Genomic DNA, 19417 nt, shown 5'->3' on the forward strand with positions numbered 1-19417 from the left:
TCATCAAATCAAATCCAATTTCTATGTTTCAACTACCTATCGACAGCCTGCAAGCTGAGTTTGACCATCATGTAAGCCTTAACCATCTTGTGGTGGAAGCCGAAACCGGGTCGGGTAAATCTACTCGCTTGCCCATGTGGGCGGCAAAACACGGACGCGTTCTGGTTATTGAACCACGTCGAATTGCTTGTACCTCGCTGGCTGAATTTCTTGCGGAGCAATCTGGAGAGCCAATAGGTCGCAAAGTCGGTTACGCGATCAAGCTTCATGCCTACTTTGATGAAAAAACCGAAGTTGTATTTGTGACTCCGGGGGTTGCACTGCGTTGGTTTTCGGAAAACAAGCTAGCAGACTTTGATGTCGTGATAGTGGACGAATTTCACGAGCGACGCTGGGATATTGATCTATTAACCGCCATTTTGAAGCAAGAAAATCAACATCGATTGATCGTCACTTCCGCTACCTTAGAAGGCGAAAAGCTAGCGCGTTACCTGGATGCTAAGCGTCTGCGTTCGGAAGGACGTTGCTTTCCAGTCACGGTGACACATCGTTCCACAGACAGCCGCTATTTACCGAACAAAAAGGGATGTGAACAGGAAGTTGTCGGAGCGGTAAAAGAAGCACTGGAAGATGAAGATGGCGATATTCTTGTTTTTCTCCCAGGACGTAAAGAGATCGCCCAATGCGCGCAGATGCTACAAAGCAGCAGTGATGTCATGGTGGTTAAACTTCATGCCTCGGTCAGTGATGAAGAACGACATCGTGCGCTGACGGTACAAAAGCAACGGAAAGTCGTATTGGCAACCAACGTCGCGGAAACCTCTCTGACCATTCCTAATATCCGTGTGGTAATCGATAGTGGTTTAGAGCGCAGAACTGTACAACGAAATGGACGTACAGCACTGACATTAACCAACATTTCTAAGGCCAGTGCCGCGCAGCGAATGGGGCGAGCAGGTCGCGTTACCGAAGGGGCTTGTATTCGTCTATATGGTGAGCACGCGCCTTTAGAGTTGGTGACACCTCCAGAATTACACAGAGAAGAGCTCGTCGAGCCCATGCTGGCAGCGGCTTGTTGTGGGTACCGTCTCTCAACACTCGATTTTCTCGACTCAATTCCCCCAAAGTCGCTAGAGGCATCTCATTCGACGTTGTTATCTATGGAAGCGATTGATGAGGATGGCAATGTCACGCAGCATGGGAGAAAAGTATATCCACTACCCATTGATGCACTGTTTGCCGATCTCGTTACCAGAATTCAAGCGAAGCCAGAGAAGGAAGTAATGATTGATTTGGCTGCCGCCTTATCTGTGCCTGCGCAGCTCTATCAGCGACAAAGTGGTGAAGTTGCTGAGCTTCTATCTCAAGAGGAGCCATACGGGTGTGATGCCTCTTTGCTTATCCGTTTGGTTCGGGGGGAGCGACTTCCGGGCATTGTCATTGATGCCAGCGCACTCGAAGAGGCGCAAGGTTTAGCGAAACAAATGCGAGAAGTATTTGAATTACCGGAACTTGACGTTGCCTCTCGATATAAACGTGAAGCGCTCTTTTTCTCCATCGCCTCATTGCACCCTGAGCTTGTGTTTGTCCGACGAGCTCGTCGAAGAGATGCTCTAGGAAATGGCGTAGTCGAGATGCTGGTTGGGCGTAACAGCCGCTTTCCTGATAAAGAAGAAGCGGCCATCGTGCTAGATAGCCATAGCGTGCCAGGACGAGGCGTTAAGCAAACACTAAACCTCGCATCGGTTATGATGCCTATCCCGCTGACGTTATTACGCGAACTTGAGCTAGGGGTATGGCAACAAGGTGAGACGAATTATGAAGAGGAGACCCCAAGAGCAACGATGCATTTTGTCTACGCCGGACGAACAATCTGTACTGAACACCAAGCGTTACAAGGTGATGTTGCTGTTCAGTCTATTGTCGAAATGATAGAAGACGAGACACTGTTACCAGGTTTTGCTTCTCAAAGAAAACAGCAAATCCAACACTGGAAACTCTACAACGCATTGGGCCTTAATGTCGAAGGAGAAGAGGTTAACGACTTGGCCTCCTTGACATTTTCTCGCTGGTTAAAGGATCAGTTGGAAACATTAGGCGTTGAAAACACCGATGATATGGCGTTGTTTGAACCAGAAGACTTAACATTTAACGGTGTTCCAGAATGGGAATACGACGATTTCACGGAGCAGTACCCTTTAGAACTTTCGCTGCCAGAACTCCAACTGGATGTTGAGTATTACGCGTCTCGCAAGCTAGTACAGGTCGTTTATCGAGAGGGAAACCGTAAGGGAGACCCGAAGCGTTGGGAGCTGCCACGTTGGGCTGGTTGGAAGATACAGTATAAAAAGGCCAGTCGAGTGATTGATGTAAAGTAGGTCGGCGGATGACGTTGTGACAAGAATTGATATTTTCTTGGTGAATCTATAATGATTTCATATTGATAGCGTTACTTGCGTGTTGTTTTTAGTTTCTTAATTGAAATATTAATCAATTGAATGCTTATATATGGCGAAGCTGTACATCAGTTGTTACAAAGCTGGTTTTAATATTTCCTTTTGTATGTAAATTAGGGCATAAAAGACGAATGTTTTATATCCCATTGCTATATCAAAACAGTTGAACGATATTTGGTATATCTCATTTTCGAGTGTCGGGGGCATAGAATGGATCAACAAGGAAAGACGTGCATTGAATTCGACTACACTAGCTTTTTAGGAGCGACAGGTAGTAAAAAATGGACCTTTTTAGAGGCATTTGCCACCATCGCGCCTATTTTCGGTTTGATGTGGAAACAGAACATTGCGGAATTGCGCAAGCCTGAAGATCGGTTGTGGGATGCCGCATTAAAATCGATGTCTTCTCGTAAAAGTGATGAATCCAATTTGGTCCGCTTAACCCAGTTAGCTAAACATGAAGGGATCAATGAATTGCGAGTCGTTATGCCATATTCGCTCGATGTTCAGCAAATCGAGTACATAGAATCTCGCAGTCAGTTGAAAGTGGACACGTCAGAACAAGATGTCCTTAACATCAAGTTTTAGGCTGAGCATTTCCACTTCGTCGATGTACCACTTAACAATAGTGCAATGAAAAGCGACCTCAAAGTAGGTCGCTTTTTTATTTTGAGGTTTTTGTCACAGGTCTTGGAAGTGTGATGAATATAGAGTATTTGCACTTAAATTAACAAAAATGTAACGTTTGGAAATGCAATTGTCATAACTAGCTTCTAACTTTGTGTTTTTAGGACAAATTACCGACTAAGTGGTTGGTACTGTAAGTTCGAATTAACGTCCCTTATTGGCACACAAGGATGATTGAGTCACCACGTCATTTGGGCATAAAAACAAACACAATAAGAAAGGAAGTCAATATGTCTTTGTCTCGTCGAGACTTTATGAAAGCTGCCTCTTCAACGGCGATTGTTACCGGGCTGGTGGGCTGTGGTAGCGATGCTAGTGAATCTGTTGCGGTTACCTTTGAGCACGGAGTGGCGAGTGGAGATCCTACTCAAACACAAGTAATCATTTGGACTCGTGTTACAACCTCAGCGAGCTACGCAGATGTAAGCTGGCAAGTTTCATCTAACGAAAATTTTACTGATATCGTGCAAAGTGGCACTTTTGCCACAGACACGAGCCGAGATTTCACGGTAAAAGTCGATGTTCAAAATCTCAACGCAAATTCTCGTTACTACTATCGATTCATGGTTGGTGATGTCACTAGCGAAGTCGGGCAAACTCAAACATTACCAGAAGATGGTGTAGAAAAGGCATCCATGGCGGTTGTTTCTTGTGCAAACTATCCTGCTGGCTATTTCCATGTGTACCGAGAGATTTTAAATCAACATGAGCAAGACCCGTTTGATGTGGTGCTTCATCTCGGTGATTACATATATGAGTATGGTGCTGGTGGCTACGCTAATGAAGATGCTGAGGCACTAGGGCGAGAGCCAAGCAAAGGCACTGAATGCATTACCTTAGATGATTACCGAAAACGGTATGCGCAATATCGCCAAGATGCTGATCTGCAAGCGTTACATGCGAGCCTACCAATGATTGCTGTCTGGGATGACCATGAGCTTGCAAATGATACTTGGAAAAATGGTGCGGAAAACCATCAAGAAGAGGAAGGCAGTTTTAATGATCGTCGTGCAGCTGCGGCTGCCGCGTGGACAGAATGGTTGCCCGTTCGTGAAAACACTTTCTCAAACATGCTGATTTACCGTCAGTTTTCGTTTGGAAGTTTAGTCAATTTGATGATGCTCGACACGCGACTTGTGGGGCGTGATAAACCGTTGGATTATTTCTCGCTCAGCTCACCAACGATGGAAGCTATTGGCGGTTTAGTTGCCCAGTCGCGCAGTCAAGACCGAGAGCTGTTAGGCGGTGACCAACTCGCTTGGCTGATGGATGCGTTCAGTACGCACGACGCAACTTGGAATGTGCTAGGGCAACAAGTGTTAATGTCTCGTATGGAGTTGCCAAGTTCGGTTATGACCGCGATGTTTCAATTGTTTACTGCCACTGAAGAACAAAAAACAGAGGCGTTATTAGCGGTAAACTCTGCGATTACGGGTTATCTCTCTGACCCAAGTTTAGATACCATTGCTTTGCCATATAACCTAGATGCATGGGATGGCTACTACGTTGAGCGAGAGAAAGTTTATCAACTGGTCAAAGCCAGCAGTGGTAACTTTGTCTGCTTGGCCGGAGATACGCACAACGCATGGGCAAGTGAGCTTAAAGACGTATCTAAGCATCCTATCGGGGTAGAGTTTGCGACTAGCTCTGTGAGTTCCCCTGGGTTAGAGGCCTACCTCGCGTTAGACCCTGTCGCGATCGCTCAAATGGAATACACGCTGCCGCACTTAGTGTCAGAATTACAGTGGGCAGACATCAAACAGCGTGGCTTTATGCGCGTTACTTTTACGCCCGGCAAGGCAGAGTCGACCTGGTATTTCGTATCAACGATTAAAGACAAAACATATCAGGTGACGACCAAGTCAGCCTCTACAACAGATGGCACTACGTTAAATATCGGCTAAACTGAGCCTAATACGAAAAAAGTCCGCAAGCTAGTGCGGACTTTTTATTGGAAAGCGTTTAGCAATCTAGCGACAGTGCTAGTCAATCAATCCGTATTCTTTGCTCAGAACTTCGATGATTTCCGCTTTCGGATTCTCACTCAAATGAATCGGCTTGCCTGTAATCTTCTCGGCAATACCAATGTAAGTGCTCGAAATCGCCATCAAAGATTCGACGGGTAAAGCATTATCACGAGCGAGTGCTTCACGCTCTGGCATACGTTCTTTATTTAGCAAGATATCTGGGTCAGGGAAGTGGTTAAGTAGGAACTGGCGGAAACCTTCTTTTGAGTTCTCTACGATGTGACCTGCTTGGTACTCTTTAGCATCCCATATACGAGATGAGTCTGGTGTACCCACTTCATCCATGTAAATCAGCTTTTCATTGCCAGCAGCATCATGAACATAACCAAATTCGAATTTGGTATCGACAAAGATTTGGTCAATTGCTTCTAATGCTTGGCTGATAACGTTAAAGCCTTCTTTCAGCAGTTTTTCGTAGAGTGCGATATCGTCCGCACTTGAGAAGTTAAATGCTTCGTAGTTGTCTACGATATTTTGACGAGTAATATTAACGTCATCCGCTTCTGGCACACCGGGAATGCCTTTTAGAATGCCTTTTGTGGATGGGGTCATTAGCAACTCTGGCAGTGCTTTGTCTTTTTCTAACCCTTCAGGAAGTTGGATTCCACAAAACTCGCGCTCGCCATTTGCGTAAGCGCGCCACATCGAACCCGTGATGTATTTGCGGCAGATGGCTTCGATTTTTACCGGTTTGGCTTTTTGTACAATCCAAACAAAAGGGTGAGGAATGTCTAGAATATGGCTATCTGCTAAGCCATTTTCTTTGAACAGTTTGAACCAGTGATTAGAAATCGCATTAAGCGCCGCCCCTTTACCCGGGACACCATTAAGACCACCTTCAGCATGCCAAATACAATCGAATGCAGAGATTCGGTCGCTAATCACCATGATAGCCAAAGGCGCATCTGGAGCGACATTGTATCCTTTTTCTTTGATCAGTCGAGTGCTGTCTTCTTCAGTTAACCAGTAAACTGAACGAACTTTTCCACTATGAACGGGTTTATGGGTGCGAATTGGCAGGTCGTCATTGACGGCAAGTACTTGATTAGCAAGGCTCATTGCGACATTCCTATCATCTTAATCAAACGTCAGAAAGAGAAGATATTCAGCAAAATGTGGGCGCTGAATAAATCGAATGTGGGCATCATACCAGAACTATTTTAACTCGCCAGAGAAAAAGCAAACGTTTGCCTGTTTTCTTTAATACTAAAAAAGCCCCCTTAAAAAGGAGGCGAGATGCAGGATAGATAACGTCGAACTTATTAGTGGTACTTATTAACTCTGCCTTCGACGAAAAAGACTTCACACTGATAGCGCTGCGCCACGTCGCGCAACATAGATTGATTCATAAGTGCAATTTTATTGGATGCGACAACAGCACTGGCATTACCTGATCGGATGGCTTTTATCACGATCTCGACTTCTGAAAGCTGTTGAGAGGGCTTCATTTGAATAACGTTTTTACAGCAAATATTAGAAGCAGTGAGTTGTTCAAAGTCTGGACGAGGGCAGTCTGCTGTAAACAAAATCCATTGTTTCTGCTGCGATAAAACAGCCAGCTTAGATAGAAGCTGATCCGAAACGGCCATGGGCTTAGTTGCTTGTGCCAATACGTTGTAACGAGAGTATGTATGAGATTGACTTTGTAACTGCATCTTACTGTTCCTTTATACATGCTGTATGTGCATACAGTAGTTTGTTTTGGCGACCTGATCAACAAGTTTCTCAAAAGTTATTTGCGGTTTTTTGAGAAGGAAATAAAAGGATTTTACTTTAAGTAATTGAATTCATTTGTTTATTTTTCATTTCTGATATGTCTAACATCAATTTAAAAATGTGAGGTGAGTAGAAAGTTGGACGAGAGACATACAGGGGTTTACTACTGTATATACAGGTGTTTTTCACGGACAGTGGTTTGTATACAGTGGAAGAGGGCTGATAACCGATGCGACATGCTATGTAGGATAGGAGGGAATACGAGATAGAGATTGGAAATAGGCTTGGGCGATCAAAAAAGCGCCTTATAAAAGGCGCTTTTGAAAATCAGTTCCATTGATTCCGTCTTGCTTAGCTCGCTCGTTGCAAACGTTCACGCATTTGCAATTCGCCTTGGTTAAATAGGCGCACGTCGATTTTCGCCATATCGTAACAAGCTTTACATGAGTAGTGGTGCTTGCCATCTAAATAATCGTGACGAGTTACAAGACTAGGTTTTTTACACCAATCACAGGTGCCTTCTTCAGTGAACATTGATTTTCTCCCCACCTAGATTAATTTGAGTCGTTAGGTGTTATTTTGCGCCGGGCATTATGGCATAAAAGCGCGACTTAAGTTAAATGTCTGTTAATTTCTTTGAGAGGGAGATCGATTGCGGTGCTTGATTATATGGGAATAAAAGCATGGCAGCCAAAGTATCCTGACCTATTTTTACTGTTTTGTAACATTTTGTGAGACGAGCTTAAAGGCATGATTGAGTCGCTTCATTTCTTCTTCACTGCCTCTTGTGTCAGGATGATAAAGCTTTGATAGCTGTCTATAGCGTAGCTTGATTGCTTGTAAATCAGGGATGTGTTGTAGTGTGTAGCCAAACATAGCACACGCGACGCTTAGCTTATGGTTCTCTGCCTGGGTTTTGGATTTCTTAAATTCTTTGAATACTTTCTCTAGCTGGCGTTTCAGTTGCTTGTTCGTAAACTCTAGCTCTTTTATTTTTTTCGCCATTCGTTGATTTTGGCTTTCCTCTTTGGCTTCAAGCGCTTTTCTATTCTGCTTAAGTTTCTTGATTACGAGAAAACTTAAGCCGCTGATGATGAGTATCGCCGCTAGCCAGATCAGCCATAAAAACTGCGAGTGTTCTACTTTGGGGTTTGCAACTGTGCTTTTCTCTTCCTGTGCTTGCTCAGCCTTTTTATCGAGCGACTTTATTTGCGAGACTTGTTTAGCTCGCAGTTGGTTGAAGCGCTGCTCTAACAGTTGATTATAAGCTTGTTCTGCTGCTGGATTATGCTGAGAAGCCATTTGATACAAGGCTTCAGTCAATTGAGAAGTTGTGACCTTATCTGGATTGCGCTGAATAAAATCGGCGAGAAGAAAGCCACGATCGGTTGGGTCATTGAGTGCGATAGAGGTTAGCCAATATAACGCTTGTGTTTCATTTTTTTCGCCATTTATCCCTTTAGCAAAGTCGTTCGCGAGCTGTTTTTGTGCAGGGAGGTAACCTTGGTTGGCGGATTGCTCTAGCCAGTAGCGCGTTTCTGGTGAGGCTTCAGCTTCGTTTGATGCCAATAATTGTTGTGCGTACTCGTATTGTTCGATGGGGTCATTTGGAGCTTGAGAGGCAAGTGAGTAGCCAGAAAAGCTGAGGCTAAATAAGCAGAGTAGGGCAGACGTTTTGACAGACATTAATATGTCAGGCCTAACGATAATGGTTAGGCCTGCTCCGGTAATTTTTTATTATTACCGTTATGGTGCAACCAAATTACTTCAGTGGCAAGATCTGGATTTCAACACGACGGTTGCACGCACGACCTTCAGAAGTTTGGTTTGAGCAAATTGGGTTACGTTCGCCGTAGCCGCGTGCAATTGCACGACCAGGTGCAACGTTTTGAGATACTAGGAATTGACGTACGGACTCTGCACGGCGCTCTGACAACGTTTGGTTGTATGACTCACTGCCTGTGCTATCCGTGTAACCGTCAATAACGAGACTGGTATCTGGGTACTCAACTAGGATGCGAGCAACACCGCGTAGAGTATTATGGATACTAGCATCAAGCTGGTAAGAGCTTGAAGAGAAGCCGATACCGTTTTCCATACGCAGTAAAAGCTGATTTTCACCAACACGCTGAACTTGTACGCCAGAGTTTAGCAAAGCGCGACGTAATTCCGCTTCTTGTTGGTCAAAGTAGTAACCAACGCCAGCGCCAGTCGCTCCGCCTGCGGCTGCACCAATGAGTGCATGCTGACGACGTTCTTTAGCATCATCACCCGTTGCTAGGCCGATTGCTGCGCCAGCGATCGCACCAATAAGCGCGCCTTGCGTGGTGGAGTTAGTTTCGTATTCACCCGTTGTTGCATTTTGGCGTTGAGTGGCTTGACAGCCAGTAAGAGCTAGCACTAGAGCTAGTGCAATAGGCATCTTTTTCAAGGGAAAATCTCCGTATAAAACTGAGGCGAAACCATGCCTCATAGTGGGATGCGAATTATGAATAAACAAGCATTGATATTTGTTATGAGAAAGTAAGATTGATAAGAGTTTCTGTAAGAAAATTCCTATCAATACTGCCAAAGCTCTCAAAGTAAGCCCCATCGACATCGAAGTCATTGCTGCTTATGTGAATCCTTTACTATTCTGGCTATTTCGATGAATCGCCCAACATTTTGCGTGCTTGTTCGCCGCCCACTCCACGGTTAACTGAAACCTTTCTACCTTTCTTTAAGCCCACTTCGTAGTCTTCAGTTAGGTTTTTCATCGCTTCTTTCAATTGCTTCTTGAACGTTTCGCGGTCAATGTTTTGGAATTCTTTATCAATATAGTCATTAATTTTATTGGCCGACTCTTCATCTGGAGAAATAATTGGCAATTTTTCAATCGCGCCTTCCACCCAGCCAGATACAAATGAGTTCACACGGCGAGTCACTTCCTGAGAAGAGGTGCCGGTGCCAGCAAAGCTGTTTCGGAATTGTCCGGTACTTTCGTTCATCTCGCGATAAACAATATCGAAAGCAAATGCAGCAAAAATAGCGCGATCTGCTTCACCGATAAATTCGACACGTTTGAGCCCTTTGTGATTCAACAATACTGCTTCGACACCGAATTTTGTGTTAATGCCGCGAATCACTCGCAATATGGTAGAACTGATGTTCGCTGGTAGCAGATGAGAAGATTGTGTTTTTCCCATTCTGATGAACTCAATATCGTCTTTATCGAGACCATATTTAAGCATGAGGCGATGTGCCATTTTGATAGCATTGGCAGCCTCATTAACATTAGCGGAATTGCCCAGTTCTAAGCACTTGGCGATTTTTTTCAGAGCTTTTTGTTTATCCATCGACAACCAGTAACGAAAGCAGAAAATTTATGAAGTCAGATATATTACCTTTTTTGACATAAAAACGAAATACAAGGTGGGACTGAAGATAATTTCTGCACATAAAAAGAAGCCTCGCATTAAGCGAGGCTGGCGTTTTAGTTCGTCGTAATCAGTATGAAGCCGTACTTGTGTCTAAGAAGCCATTCTTCATTAAGATTCGTTAGAATTACAACCCGAGCTGGTTGAGCAAGTCATCGGCATCATCGTTTGATCCCGACGATTTAGATTCTTTCTCAGCCAACTGTTTACGTGTTGCCTCTAAAATGTCGTCTGGGTTTTCGTCTTCAGCAACTTCAAACTCTTCCAGTTGGATGAACTCAGTTTTATCCATTGCTAGCTCGAGATAGAAAATATTGTTGTTTTCGGTGGAGAACGTCACTCTGCGCGCTTGAGGGCGGTCAAGGTTGGTATCAACTTGTAAGATAACTTGCTTATTCAGCGCCAGCATTTTTGGTTGGTTTTGTGTGATGTTCGTTTGCAGGTCTTTACGAATTTTATTAGTGAAGTCTCCGACCAGTTGATTCATGAGTTCACCCAGAACATCGCCTACCTCGTCAGAAGTATGAGATATTGCCAGTTCTTCTTCTGGCATGCCCATATTACGCATGTAGTTGGTGTAGATCTCCAGTGCGGCTTTTGCCGTAAAATTAATCACAACTAGCCCGGTAAATCCGCCATCAAACAGAACAAAACAGCCAAAATCTGGTTTGAGGCTAGTCTTGTGGATTTTTTGCACCATTGCTGAATAATTTACTTGAGAAGATGTCGCCGAAGTAAGTACGCCAGAAACAGACTGGCAAAGTTTGAGAAGGATATCTTCAGTGGTCACAATTTTATTTTTTTTCATTCTGAAAACTCATCTAGAAACGCGATTCGTTCCCCAATGTAAGGCATCAAGCGTGAAAAAATAAAGCATAAGTTTAATTATTGTATCGAGATTCTGATTTGCTCGTCTTTTTAAATGTTGTAAAGTGACGAAATTCAAAGAATATTACTTCACTAACTCTTTTGTGGTGTTTTTTCGCTTAGCGCCAATTTGTATGAGAAGTGAGCAAATAATTACACAACCCGCAGCTGATCGGATCAGCGTCGTAGGGGCAGGAAGCAAATGTTACCAAGATTACACTCGCAAACTGATGTCGATCCTCTTGTTCTTAGTTTTCTGAAAGAGCTTGAGCACGCCGGATTCACTGGTGATATCGAAAGCCAATATTCAAGTCGACTAGCGGTTGCCACTGACAACAGTGTTTACCAGCAACTTCCTCAGTCTGTCGTTCATCCCAAAACGACAGAAGATGTTTCTCTCCTCGGGAAACTGAGCAATAAAGAAAAGTACGAACGAATTACCTTTTCACCTCGTGGTGGCGGCACGGGGACCAATGGTCAGTCGCTAACCAAAGGTATTGTGGTGGATATGTCTCGCCACATGAACAAAGTGCTTGAGATTAATGAGAAAGAAGGCTGGGTTCGTGTACAAACTGGTGTAGTGAAAGACCAGTTAAATGACGCAGTTCGCCCTTATGGCTACTTCTTCTCTCCAGACTTATCTACCAGTAACCGTGCAACGATTGGCGGCATGGTCAACACCGATGCTTCTGGTCAAGGTTCTCTGAAATACGGGAAAACATCCGATCATGTTTTGTCGCTACAAGCGGTGTTTGCTGATGGCTCAGTTTTAGAATCAGATCTGTCCAACGGCTACCCAAAAGAAGGCGAGTTTGCTGCCAAGGCGCTACGAGTAACGGAATCCGTATGTCGTGAAAAACGCCAGCAGATCGTAGATAAGTTTCCTTCTCTTAACCGATTTTTAACGGGCTACGATTTAAAAAATGCCTTGAATGAAGACGACGACCGTTTCGATATCACACGAGTACTATGCGGCGCGGAAGGTTCATTGGCATTTATTACCGAAGCAAAGCTTAACCTGACGCCAATTCCGAAAGCACGTACTTTGGTTAACGTTAAATACAACAGCTTTGATTCTGCACTGCGTAATGCACCGTTTATGGTAGAGGCGAAAGCGCTGTCTGTAGAAACCGTTGACTCAAAAGTGCTTAATCTCGCGAAGCAAGATATCGTTTGGCACACCGTGAGCGATTTACTTACCGATGTTCCAAATAAAGAGATGCTTGGCATCAATATGGTGGAATACGCAGGTCAGGACGAAGAGGAAGTTGCTGCTCAGGTTGCAGCGTTGACCGCCAAGCTCGATACCATGTTGGAAACAGAAGAAGCGGGCATTATCGGCTACCAAGTTTGTAATGATGTAGCGAGCATTGGGCGTATTTACAACATGCGTAAAAAAGCGGTGGGTTTGTTAGGCGCAGCAAAAGGTCGTGCTAAACCGGTCGCATTCGCTGAAGATACCTGTGTGCCACCAGAAAACCTGGCGGACTTTATTGTAGAGTTTCGAGAGCTGTTAGACAGCAAGTCTCTGAATTACGGCATGTTTGGTCACGTCGATGCTGGGGTGCTTCACGTACGTCCTGCGTTGGATTTGTGTGACCCGCACCAAGAAGCATTGATGCACGAAGTGTCTGATGAAGTGGTCAAGCTGGTGGCGAAATACGGTGGTTTGATGTGGGGTGAACACGGCAAAGGTTTCCGTTCAGAATATGGCCCTGAGTTTTTCGGCGACGAGTTGTTTACTGAACTGAGACGTGTGAAAGCGGCATTCGATCCACACAACAAAATGAACCCGGGCAAAATCTGTACACCGCTGGATAGTGATGCAGAGCTTGTCAAAGTTACCGATACCAAACGTGGTTACTATGACCGTCAGATTGACGTTCAAGTACGTGACAGCTTTAAACAAGCGATGGAATGTAACGGTAACGGTTTGTGTTTTAACTACGATACTAGCTCGCCAATGTGTCCATCGATGAAAGTAACAGCCGATCGTCGTCATTCACCGAAAGGTCGTGCGGGTTTGGTTCGCGAGTGGTTGCGTCAGCTCACTGAACAAGGCATTGATATCCTTGACTTAGAAAAGCAAACGCTAGAAAACAGAACATCAATCAAAACCATGATTGACCGTGTACGTCATTCTATCAATCGTCGTCACGAATACGATTTCTCCCACGAAGTGTATGAAGCGATGAATGGTTGTTTGGCGTGTAAAGCATGTGCGAGCCAGTGTCCGATTAAAGTCGATGTTCCGAGTTTTCGCTCACGCTTTTTAAACATCTATCACTCTCGTTATCAACGTCCTGCAAAAGACTATCTGGTTGCGAACATTGAGACTATGCTGCCGATGATGGCAAAAGCGCCAGGTGTCGTAAATGGTGTTTTGAAGCAGTCGTGGGTGAAAAGTTTAACGGCATCTACGGTCGGGTATGTCGATGCGCCGTTGTTATCAGTACCCACCTTGAAACAACGAGTAGAGTCGCTGACAACGCCTTATGATCTGCAAGCGCTCAGTGGTTTGTCTTCGTCTGAAAAGAGCAAGCATGTTTTAATTGTTCAAGACCCATTCACTAGTTACTACGACGCTGATGTCGTTGAAGACTTCGTTAAGTTATTGAAAAAGCTGGGTATGAATCCGGTGCTTCTGCCGTTTAAGCCGAATGGTAAAGCACAACACATTAAAGGGTTTTTACGTCAGTTTAAGGACACAGCAGCCGACACAGCGAAGTTCTTGGCGATGGTAGCGGATCTGGATATTCCATTAGTTGGCGTCGATCCTGCTTTGGTGCTGTGTTATCGAGATGAATACGCTGAAGTGCTTGGCAGTAAGCGAGGTAATTTCGATGTACTAACAGCCCACGAATGGCTTTACCCAAGACTAGAAGCGTTTGAAAGCGGAGAGCATAAGGCGCAGGAACCTTGGTATCTGTTTGCGCACTGTACTGAGAAAACCAAAATGCCAAATGCGGAAAAAGAGTGGGGCGCTATTTTTGCTCACTTTGGTGCAGTTTTGAATACGGTACCTGTTGGTTGTTGTGGTATGGCGGGTACGTTTGGTCATGAGGTTGATAAGTTGTCGATGTCGAAAGATATTTACAATTTAAGCTGGAAGCCAAGCTTAGATAAGTTGGATAACGAGAGATGTTTGATTACAGGCTATTCTTGCCGCAGCCAAGTTAAACGCTTTGAAGGAACGAAGCCCAAGCATCCCGTTCAGGCGCTGTTAACTTTGTTGTAATCGGACTAAATCAAGCCCAGTTTTACTGGGCTTTTTAGAAACCGTATTTAGACCCTTTCAAAGGATATGAATCTTGAGAAAACTTGAACTCAAAGTCCCACCTGTTGTGGTGTTTTTGCTAGTCATACTTTTGATGTACGGACTTAAAGTTTTGACGCCGAGCATGAACATTCGAGTACCCTTTGTTGAATTTGTAGTAGGTGTATTAACTTTGTTGTCTGGCTACATGGGCATTGCTGGCGTGTATGAATTTCGCAAGGTAAAAACCACAGTGAACCCAGTAAAACCTGAAGCGGCATCTTCTGTTGTAAGAACTGGTGTGTTTGCCTTTTCACGCAACCCTATGTACACGGCATTATTGCTTCTAATCATAGCAACTGGTTTGTGGTGGCAGCACTTGAGTGTGGTGCTTTGTGGCGTGATATTTGTCAGTTATATGAATCGGTTTCAAATCAAGCCTGAGGAACGCGTTTTAGAGCGATTGTTTGGTGAAGAGTATGTGGATTATAAAAACCATGTTCGTCGTTGGCTCTAAGCATTGCGTTTAGTTTTGTTTGGATGAGACATAAAAAGAAAGCCCAACGGTCGACGTTGGGCTTTCTTTTAGTAAACACGTTTTTTGTGCGCTTCTGATAGGGCAGTCGACTAGGCTGCCTTAACGAACTTTGCTAGGAATGCATCCTTACGTTCATTAAAGCGGCGTACAAGGTCGTCAACCGCTTCTTGGTCATATGGCTTCAAGCCACTTGCAACCATGCGCTTAATACCTTTACCAACGACTTCACCGTCTTCTTTGAACGCAAAGTTTAAGGTGACTACACCTCGTTTTCCTTCTACGTCGAATGTTGCGCCAGTGAAATCCACCTCTGGATGCGTAAGGTCTAAGCGTGAAAATTCGACTTCCATGCTTTCATAAATAACTAATGGACGCTGGCAGTTAATCATCATTTGCTTCTCTTCCATAAGAGGAACCATGATGTGGGGGAAGTTCATACCAGAAAATTGCACGTAATTTGTCACTACATGCTCAATAAATGCCGGATCGTGGTTAGTTTCACCTTCACGGGACATGTGTAAGTATTCTTTACCTGCCTCGTCAACAACAGCGCTTTCTTTGTCACACTTATTTTCAATATGAAGTGCTACACCATCGTTTACCATGCCAGAGAAGTTAAAACGCATCTTTTGGCTAACGCCTTCTTTACTAAGAAGCACAGCGAAAAGTAAATCCCCAGGGACACAAAAGCGTTTGTTGTCTTCATCATGAATTGGGTTGTAGTCACCTGCGACACGTTTTGCAAAGTGGCTTGCTTGTTCGCGAGTGAACTGAAACTGGTGATTAGTGTTTGAAAAATAAGGTGTTAGAAACATAATTTTTACGTAGTAACCAAAACTGTGTGGGATTATATGCGAATATCTGCGTAGCAATGGTCCATCCAGTGAAAACTTCACCGTATCCTAACAATAAGACACTATTTCGGCGGATAAACCGTTAAAAACGCATACTTTAGCAACGCTTTTATTTGTTAAAACAATAAACAACGACCTTTTCGCTCGCCTATCTTGTAAAGTATAGCCATCAAAGTAGACAGGTGTTCATAAATAGTGCCATCAATATGTTTAATCGTATATAAAAAGGCTCCACGCAGAACGTAGAGCCTTCAAGTCATCATCTTTTTATTCGGTGAAATGCCAGTTGTACTTAATTATTGAACACTGGGTAACAAGCTCTCTGGCATGAGCGTGTTGTGGATAGCCAGCTTAAGCAGAGTGTTTGCCTGTTCAATGTCTGGAGCAAAGTAGCGATCTTTATCGTAGAACGATACTTTTTCACGCAACATTTGTTTCGCAATCTCAATACGCTCAGAGGACTTGTTTGGCGCTCTAAAGTCTAGGCCTTGTGCTGCTGAGAGGTATTCGACCGCCAGAATACCGCGAGTGTTTTCGCCCATTTCTTTCAATCTGCGAGCCGCGAATGTTGCCATTGACACGTGATCTTCTTGGTTTGCAGATGTTGGCAAGCTGTCTACTGACGCTGGGTGAGCGAGTGTTTTGTTTTCACTTGCTAACGCAGCGGAGGTAACCTGAGCAATCATGAAACCAGAGTTCACACCACCATTGTCGACTAAGAACGGTGGCAGTTTTGATAGCGCGCTATCGATAAGTAATGCCATACGACGTTCAGACAAGCTGCCGATCTCGGCAATCGCAAGTGCTAGGTTGTCGGCTGCCATTGCAACAGGCTCCGCGTGGAAGTTACCGCCAGAGATGATGTCACCATCTTCAGCAAACACCAACGGATTATCTGATACGGAATTCGCCTCTACTTGTAATACTTCCGCCGCATTGCGGATTTGCTGTAAACACGCGCCCATCACTTGAGGCTGACAGCGCAAAGAATACGGGTCTTGCACTTTTTCACAGTTAGTGTGCGAATCACCTATTTCACTCGATGTGTCTAACAAATGACGGTATGCGAGTGCTGCGTCCATCTGGCTGCGATGACCACGTACACGGTGAATGCGCGGATCGAATGGACGTCGGCTGCCGAGAGCGGCTTCAACAGACATTGCACCACAAACGGTTGCTGACGCGAAAAGGTCTTCCGCGATAAACAGGCCTTCCAATGCGAACGCTGTGGATGCCTGAGTCCCATTTAGTAGCGCTAAGCCTTCTTTTGGCGCCATAGTGATAGGCTCTAGACCTGCGATTTTTAATGCTTCTTGCCCGGAAATGATATTACCGTTGTGGCGAGCTTGTCCTTCTCCCAGTAATACAGTGCTCATATGGGCTAGAGGAGCTAAGTCACCTGATGCGCCAACAGAGCCCTTTTTAGGTACACAAGGGTAAACTTGTGCGTTGACTAGGTCGGTCAGCATATTAATGACTTTTAGGCGAATCCCAGAAAAGCCACGAGACAGACTATTGATTTTTAATACCATCATCAGACGAACCGTTTCATCTGACATAAACTCACCGATACCTGCCGCATGAGAAAGAACGATACTGCGTTGCAGTGTTTCTAAATCTTCTGGTGCTATTCGTGTGTTAGCCAATAGCCCAAAACCAGTGTTAATTCCGTAAACCGTTCTATCTTCCGCGATGACTCGGTCTACGACCTGTGTGCTTTCTTCAATGGCCGGAATGGCTTCAGGAACCAAAGTAAGGTTGACTGGTGAACGGCTCACTTGGCGTAGTTCGTTTAAGCTAATATGACCTGGCTTTAGCGTTAAATTTAACATCTCTTTCATCCTTACTTGAGCTTCTTCAGTTCTTCGTTGAGCATTGGCAAATCTAGCCCTTGCTCTGCTGCACATTGTTTAGCGATATCGTATCCCGCATCAGCATGACGCATGACACCAGTTGCTGGGTCGTTATGCAGCACGCGGGCAATACGTTGTGAGGCATCTTCACTGCCGTCACAGCAGATAACCATACCTGAGTGTTGCGAGAAGCCCATACCTACGCCACCGCCGTGGTGCAGTGAAACCCAAGTTGCGCCGCCCGCCGTGTTGAGTAGCGCGTTTAATAATGGCCAGTCTGATACGGCGTCAGAACCGTCCATCATACCTTCGGTTTCACGGTTCGGGCTTGCTACAGAGCCAGAGTCTAAGTGATCTCGACCAATGACAACGGGCGCTTTAAGTTCGCCATTTTTCACCATTTCGTTGAATGCTTGACCAAGACGCTCACGATCTTTAAGACCAACCCAGCAAATACGCGCAGGTAAACCTTGGAACTGGATGCGTTCGCGAGCCATATCTAGCCAGTTATGTAAGTGCGGATTATCTGGAATTAGCTCTTTTACTTTTTGGTCGGTTTTATAAATGTCCTCAGGATCGCCAGAGAGAGCAGCCCAACGGAAAGGACCGATACCTTCACAGAATAGAGGACGAATGTAGGCTGGAACGAAGCCAGGGAAATCAAATGCGTTTTCTACGCCTTCTTCCAAGGCCATCTGGCGGATGTTGTTACCGTAGTCGAGTGTTGCGGCGCCGCGATTTTGCAGCTCTAACATCGCTTGAACTTGCACAGCCATGGATTTTTTCGCTGCTTTTACGACCATTGCTTCATCTTGCAAACGCATTTCTGCTGCGTGAGACATGCTCCAGCCTTGTGGTAAATAGCCATTGAGCGGGTCGTGTGCAGACGTTTGGTCTGTTACTACATCAGGCGTGATATTACGTTCTACCAGCTCAGAGAAAACGTCTGCTGCATTACCTAGTAGACCAACCGATACTGGTGTGTCTGACTCTTTAATGATAGCTAGCGCTTCATCTAAAGAAGTCGCTTTCTTATCGACATAGCCTGTACGTAGGCGGTAATCGATACGTGACTCATCACACTCTACTGCAATCATGGAGAAGCCCGCCATTGTACCAGCGAGAGGTTGAGCACCACCCATGCCACCGAGACCACCTGTTAGAATCCAACGGCCCTTTGCTTCACCGTCAAAGTGTTTTTTTGCAACAGATACGAACGTTTCGTATGTGCCTTGTACGATACCTTGCGAGCCAATGTATATCCAGCTGCCAGCGGTCATTTGGCCGTACATCATCAAGCCTTGTTTATCGAGCTCGTTGAAGTGTTCCCAGTTTGCCCAATGCGGAACAAGGTTTGAGTTTGCGATAAGCACGCGTGGGGCATTTTTATGAGTAGGGAAAACACCAACAGGCTTGCCTGATTGAACTAAAAGCGTTTGGTCATCTTCGAGTCTTTCAAGTACTTCAACAATCTTGTCGTAACATTCCCAGTTTCGCGCTGCTCGGCCAATGCCGCCATATACAACCAGTGAATGTGGATGTTCTGCAACATCAGGATCAAGGTTGTTCATCAGCATACGAAGAGGGGCTTCGGTTAGCCAAGATTTTGCGCGCAGTTTATCTCCGTGAGGTGCACGAATTGTTCTGCTTGTATCAAGTCGTGGATCTTGTCCCTGGCGCTGTGTCATTTCAGACTCCTTTAGTTTCTCGTGATGACCAAGTACTTGCTTGGTCGTAATAATCAGTG

At 44.9% G+C, this 19417-nt stretch carries 15 protein-coding genes; 5 read left to right on the forward strand and 10 right to left on the reverse strand.

Annotated features, from left to right (window positions below; all coding sequences use genetic code 11):
- The first annotated feature begins 23 nt into the window (after positions 1-23).
- From R7H07_RS04210 to R7H07_RS04220, 3 genes are all read left to right on the forward strand, one after another.
- Positions 24-2378, forward strand: coding sequence for a helicase-related protein (locus tag R7H07_RS04210; protein WP_206959250.1), 2355 nt, complete (start codon positions 24-26; stop codon positions 2376-2378).
- A gap of 288 nt (positions 2379-2666) precedes the next feature.
- Positions 2667-3044: a hypothetical protein gene (locus tag R7H07_RS04215; protein WP_005388859.1), complete on the forward strand. Its 378-nt coding sequence runs from the start codon at positions 2667-2669 to the stop codon at positions 3042-3044.
- Positions 3045-3373: 329 nt separating this feature from the next.
- Positions 3374-5047, forward strand: coding sequence for an alkaline phosphatase D family protein (locus tag R7H07_RS04220; protein WP_065274402.1), 1674 nt, complete (start codon positions 3374-3376; stop codon positions 5045-5047).
- A 78-nt stretch (positions 5048-5125) separates the two neighbouring features.
- Here the strand turns inward: R7H07_RS04220 and R7H07_RS04225 are convergent, their stop codons facing one another.
- The 7 genes from R7H07_RS04225 to R7H07_RS04255 form a co-directional block, all read right to left on the reverse strand.
- Complete coding sequence (locus R7H07_RS04225) at positions 5126-6229, reverse strand: phosphoribosylaminoimidazolesuccinocarboxamide synthase (RefSeq protein WP_065274403.1); 1104 nt, start codon at positions 6227-6229, stop codon at positions 5126-5128.
- Between the two features lie 203 nt (positions 6230-6432).
- Positions 6433-6825, reverse strand: a complete 393-nt coding sequence (locus tag R7H07_RS04230; RefSeq protein WP_017820828.1) for a SulA-like leucine-rich domain-containing protein — start codon at positions 6823-6825, stop codon at positions 6433-6435.
- 412 nt (positions 6826-7237) lie between these two features.
- Positions 7238-7420 carry a hypothetical protein gene (locus R7H07_RS04235; RefSeq protein WP_005377960.1) on the reverse strand — a complete coding sequence of 61 codons (183 nt, stop codon included), beginning with the start codon at positions 7418-7420 and terminating at the stop codon, positions 7238-7240.
- Between the two features lie 177 nt (positions 7421-7597).
- Positions 7598-8572 carry a J domain-containing protein gene (locus R7H07_RS04240; protein WP_206959117.1) on the reverse strand — a complete coding sequence of 325 codons (975 nt, stop codon included), beginning with the start codon at positions 8570-8572 and terminating at the stop codon, positions 7598-7600.
- 76 nt (positions 8573-8648) lie between these two features.
- Positions 8649-9308, reverse strand: a complete 660-nt coding sequence (locus R7H07_RS04245; protein ID WP_005377956.1) for an OmpA family protein — start codon at positions 9306-9308, stop codon at positions 8649-8651.
- Between the two features lie 217 nt (positions 9309-9525).
- Entirely contained in the window at positions 9526-10221 is a 696-nt protein-coding gene (locus R7H07_RS04250; RefSeq protein ID WP_005377954.1) for a DUF2786 domain-containing protein, read from the reverse strand.
- A gap of 208 nt (positions 10222-10429) precedes the next feature.
- Positions 10430-11110, reverse strand: coding sequence for a DUF3334 family protein (locus tag R7H07_RS04255; protein WP_005388843.1), 681 nt, complete (start codon positions 11108-11110; stop codon positions 10430-10432).
- A gap of 261 nt (positions 11111-11371) precedes the next feature.
- On the opposite strand from R7H07_RS04255, the gene R7H07_RS04260 reads away from it, so the two are divergent.
- Entirely contained in the window at positions 11372-14407 is a 3036-nt protein-coding gene (locus R7H07_RS04260; RefSeq protein WP_206959118.1) for an FAD-binding and (Fe-S)-binding domain-containing protein, read from the forward strand.
- A 73-nt stretch (positions 14408-14480) separates the two neighbouring features.
- Entirely contained in the window at positions 14481-14942 is a 462-nt protein-coding gene (locus tag R7H07_RS04265; RefSeq protein WP_005377951.1) for a methyltransferase family protein, read from the forward strand.
- A gap of 110 nt (positions 14943-15052) precedes the next feature.
- On the opposite strand, the gene R7H07_RS04270 is transcribed toward R7H07_RS04265, so the two are convergent.
- The 3 genes from R7H07_RS04270 to hutU form a co-directional block, all read right to left on the reverse strand.
- On the reverse strand, positions 15053-15778 hold the full coding sequence (locus tag R7H07_RS04270) for a DUF3581 domain-containing protein (protein WP_017821813.1): 726 nt from the start codon (positions 15776-15778) through the stop codon (positions 15053-15055).
- A gap of 335 nt (positions 15779-16113) precedes the next feature.
- Positions 16114-17649: a histidine ammonia-lyase gene (hutH, locus tag R7H07_RS04275; RefSeq protein ID WP_065274405.1), complete on the reverse strand. Its 1536-nt coding sequence runs from the start codon at positions 17647-17649 to the stop codon at positions 16114-16116.
- Positions 17650-17660: 11 nt separating this feature from the next.
- The gene (gene hutU / locus R7H07_RS04280; RefSeq protein WP_054578031.1) at positions 17661-19358 is read right to left on the reverse strand and encodes a urocanate hydratase; all 1698 of its coding nucleotides are present in this window, start codon (positions 19356-19358) and stop codon (positions 17661-17663) included.
- Between the last annotated feature and the right edge of the window lie 59 nt (positions 19359-19417).

The organism is Vibrio sp. Vb1127 (assembly GCF_033338735.1).
Classification (GTDB): Bacteria; Pseudomonadota; Gammaproteobacteria; order Enterobacterales; family Vibrionaceae; genus Vibrio; species Vibrio alginolyticus.